This is a genomic window from Bacteroidota bacterium (assembly GCA_034723125.1).
In the GTDB taxonomy this organism is placed as follows: Bacteria; Bacteroidota; Bacteroidia; order CAILMK01; family JAAYUY01; genus JAYEOP01.
The window spans coordinates 1-3,977 of sequence record JAYEOP010000147.1; the positions used below are offsets into that span (position 1 = coordinate 1).

Consider the following 3,977-nt stretch of genomic DNA (forward strand, 5'->3'; position numbering starts at 1 on the left):
GCCTTTTAAGCCGAGGGTCCTGGGTTCGAGCCCCAGCGGGATCACAAAAAAACCACTTAATTTTAAGTGGTTTTTTTTGTTTACTACTTTTTCACAAATTCTCCCAAAATCGCTGGTTGAGTATAAAACCATTAAAAGTACAGCGAGAATTTTACTTTTTGATTTTAAACTCAAGTTTCGCATAATAATTCTGTGTGCTAACATATTTGTTATCTGACTGTTATATTATGTATTTTTTCTTAGTGCAACTTTGTGCCTTGGTGTCTTTGTGGCAAGATATTGATAATTAGCCACGAAGGCTCTAAGACACGAAGAATCACAAAGTATGAAACAATTCATTATGGAATTATTATACTATTGATTTTCTTTATGTTATCATAACTCGACATTTAATAAGTTTCAGAATGTCAATTTTTTATATTCAAATGCGAAACTTGAGTTTTAAATAAATTTTTCCCTGTATTTAGATTTTATTTCATTTACAACATGTTTTATATCTTGTTCGTCAGATTTATTTGCAACCAAAATAATATCATCAGATTCAACAATAATCAGATTTTCAACATTGTTAACAGCAATTAATTTATTATTAGAAACATTAATAATACAATCTTTTGTGTTTCTTGTAAAAACATATTTTCCTTTAATAGCATTATTATTTTTATCTTTTTCAACAAATTCAAATAATGAGTTCCATGTTCCAATATCTGACCAACCGAAGTTCCCATGTGTAACATAAACATTATTTGCCTTTTCCATAATGCCATAATCAATAGAAATAGTAGGGCAGGAGTTATATGCATTTTTTATAAAGTCATTTTCTTTAGTTGTAAAATATACATTTTCCTCGGAATTAAAACAGCTACTTACTTCATGTAAATTTTCTTCAAATGCTTTTGTAATACTATTTACACTCCAAATAAAAATCCCTGCATTCCATGAAAATTCACCGCTATTAACAAATTTCTTTGCTAATTCAATATCAGGTTTTTCAGTAAATGTTTTTACTTTATAAAAATTATTTTCTTTTTTATCATCATCCATTTGGATATATCCGTATCCTGTATCAGGTCTGTTAGGCTTGATTCCCAGAGTTACAAGAATATCTTTTTGTGATGCAAAATTCATTGCACTTTTAACAGTATCAATAAAAACGGACTCATTAAGAATTAAATGATCTGAGGGGGCTATTACAACAACAGCTTCAGGGTCTTTCTGCTTGATTTTATAAACAGCATAAGCTATGCATGGGGCAGTGTTTCTGGCTATCGGTTCCAATAAAACTTGGTCGTCATTGATACCGGGGATTTGTTGTTTTATTAATTCATCATAATCCTGATTTGCAACAATGTAAATATTTTCTTTTAAGCACAATTGAGAAAATCTCGAATATGTTGCTTCAAATAATGATTTACCTGTATTTAATACATCTAAAAATTGCTTAGGATTTTTTTTCTTACTCAATGGCCAAAATCTACTTCCTACTCCACCTGCCATTATAATTGTATAAAAATGTTTGTTCATAAATTATTTGCTTTCTGATTTTTTAATACTACAAAAGTAATTTAAATTATTTAATTTCTTAAATTTACTTTAAAAAATATTGTATTTTACTGTGTTATAGATTGTTGTGGGGATTTGTGTTGAAGTATTTTATGAAAAACTCATTGGAGAGATATTTTATTTCAATCGTTATGGTTTAGAATAACAGTTTATTGAAGAAATTTTACATTTATTTCTATTTTTAGGTTCTATGTCAAATACTGTGGTTTTATTTTTTTTTACCAACACAAATCAACAGAGAAGCTATTTTTATGTTAATACCAAAAATGCATCATTCAAACAAAAAAGAAACGAATTATATTGGTAGCTTTGAACACAATTTGGTATAAAATTAATTTTATGATATTTTGAAAAAAATCTTAATTATTAGAAGTTCCCTAAAACTAATTTTGACTAAATTTAACCTTTTAATTAATGTTAAGGGAGGTTCTATAAATGCATTTCTTTTAAGAAACAAAGATAATGAATAAGATGCAAGGCATAAATTTTTCTGAATAACCGTAGCTATTGAGCAAAATTTTAACGCAGTCAGATTATTTATTATCTTTGTTCCCAAAGGGTTTTCAGAGTTTTTCATATACTTCTTCAAAACTTTTTACATTATCCCGATAGTGTTTCAAAATTTTTCATTGTCTATAAAAAACTCTGGAAATCTTAATGCGAATGTATTTATAGAACCTCCCTTAAGTAAGTTGATTGATTTAACTTTTTTGTAAAAATGATTCCACAAGAAACCATTGACGAAATATTTGCGGTTGCAAAACTTGAAGAGGTAATTGGAGAGTTTGTAAACCTTAAACAGAAAGGTGCAAACTATGTGGGACTCTGTCCTTTTCATGATGAAAAAACTCCTTCTTTTTATGTTTCGCCTGTAAAAGAAATCTTTAAATGTTTTGGTTGTGGAAAAGCAGGAAATGTAGTTCGTTTTTTAATGGACCACGAAAAAATGTCTTATCCTGACGCTTTACGTTATCTTGCTAAAAAATACAGAATTGAAATTGAAGAAGACAATACCGAAGAAGCTCAAAAAGAAAGAGATGAAATAAGTAGTTTGCATATTGTACTTTCTTTTGCAGAGGATTTTTATCATGATTATTTATTAAACACAGATGAGGGTAAAAGAATTGGATTAGAGTACCTTAAAAATAGAGGAATAAGTAGTGAAACAATTAATAAATTTAAAATAGGATTTAGTTCTGCTGAAAGAAATTCATTTTCAAAAGCGGCAATAAAAAAGAAATTTAATGAAAAGCATTTAATTGCAGCAGGATTATCTATTAAAACACATGATGGTCAATTGATTGATAGATTCAGGGAACGCGTAATTTTTCCAATTCATTCTGTTGCTGGCAGAGCAATTGGCTTCGGTGGTAGAATTCTTAAAAAAAATCCCAAAGAAGCAAAATATATTAATTCCCCTGAAACAAAAGTTTACAATAAAAGTCAAATTTTATATGGGCTTGACCTTGCAAAGGATATGATTCGTAAAAGATCGGAGGTTTTTCTTGTAGAAGGATATACTGATGTAGTTGCTTTATCACAAGCTGGAGTTGGAAATGTTGTTGCTTCGCTTGGAACAAGCCTTACAGAACAGCATACTAAACTCATAAAAAAATATACCGATAATTTAATTTTTATTTTTGATGGAGATGAAGCAGGCACAAAAGCTTCTTTGAGAGGTATTGATATTGCATTAAAAAATGAACTTAATGTTAAAGCTATTTCATTGCCGGAAGGTGAAGATCCCGATTCATTTTCAAAGAAAAACAACCCTCAAGAACTTAAAATTTTTATTGATGAGAATGCAGAGGATTTTATTTTTTTTAAAACAAAGCTTTTATTTGATAAAGAAAAAGATGACCCGATTAAAAAGGCTGATGCATTACGAAATATCGTAAAGTCAATTGCTTTTATTCCTAATCACATAAGTAGGAGTATTTATATTAAAAACCTTGGACGAAAACTAGATATTGATGAAGAAACTCTTTATACTGAATTAGACAGGATTTTACTATCCAAACAAAAAGATGAAATAAAAAGAGCAAAGTTTAAATCTAAAAGAGATGAAAAAGATAAAATATCTCTAAACGAAAAATTTTCTATCCAAACATCAGAAGAACAAGAGAAAGGAATTGTAAAACTTCTTATTTTATATGGTAGTAATGAATATGAAGAAGGAATAAGTGTTGCAGAGAAAATTATTGAACATGTAAAAGAATCCGAATGGAAAAACCCTCTTTACCTTGAAATTTTTAACGATTACATTAATTATTATAACAACAACAACAAATACCCTGAAATTAATCACTATTTAATTAATACAAATATTCAATTTCAAGATTTTGCAACTTCTTTTGTAACCATTAAAAATGAATTAAGTCAAAATTGGAAAACAAGATATGGTAAAAGTATTT

4 protein-coding genes are annotated in these 3,977 nt (G+C 28.3%); 1 reads left to right on the plus strand and 3 read right to left on the minus strand.

Features of this window, described 5'->3' with window-relative positions; translation table 11 throughout:
- The 3 genes from U9R42_04350 to U9R42_04360 all read right to left on the minus strand — a co-directional run.
- Window positions 1–204, minus strand: a 204-nt coding sequence (locus U9R42_04350; GenBank protein ID MEA3495247.1) for a hypothetical protein, incomplete at its 3' end; no start/stop codon positions are given.
- Between the two features lie 237 nt (window positions 205–441).
- Window positions 442–1,524, minus strand: a complete 1,083-nt coding sequence (locus U9R42_04355; GenBank protein ID MEA3495248.1) for a mannose-1-phosphate guanylyltransferase — start codon at window positions 1,522–1,524, stop codon at window positions 442–444.
- Window positions 1,525–1,900: 376 nt separating this feature from the next.
- On the minus strand, window positions 1,901–2,140 hold the full coding sequence (locus U9R42_04360) for a hypothetical protein (protein ID MEA3495249.1): 240 nt from the start codon (window positions 2,138–2,140) through the stop codon (window positions 1,901–1,903).
- A gap of 141 nt (window positions 2,141–2,281) precedes the next feature.
- On the opposite strand from U9R42_04360, the gene dnaG reads away from it, so the two are divergent.
- A partial coding sequence (gene dnaG, locus U9R42_04365) for a DNA primase (protein MEA3495250.1) occupies window positions 2,282–3,977 on the plus strand: 1,696 nt, incomplete at its 3' end.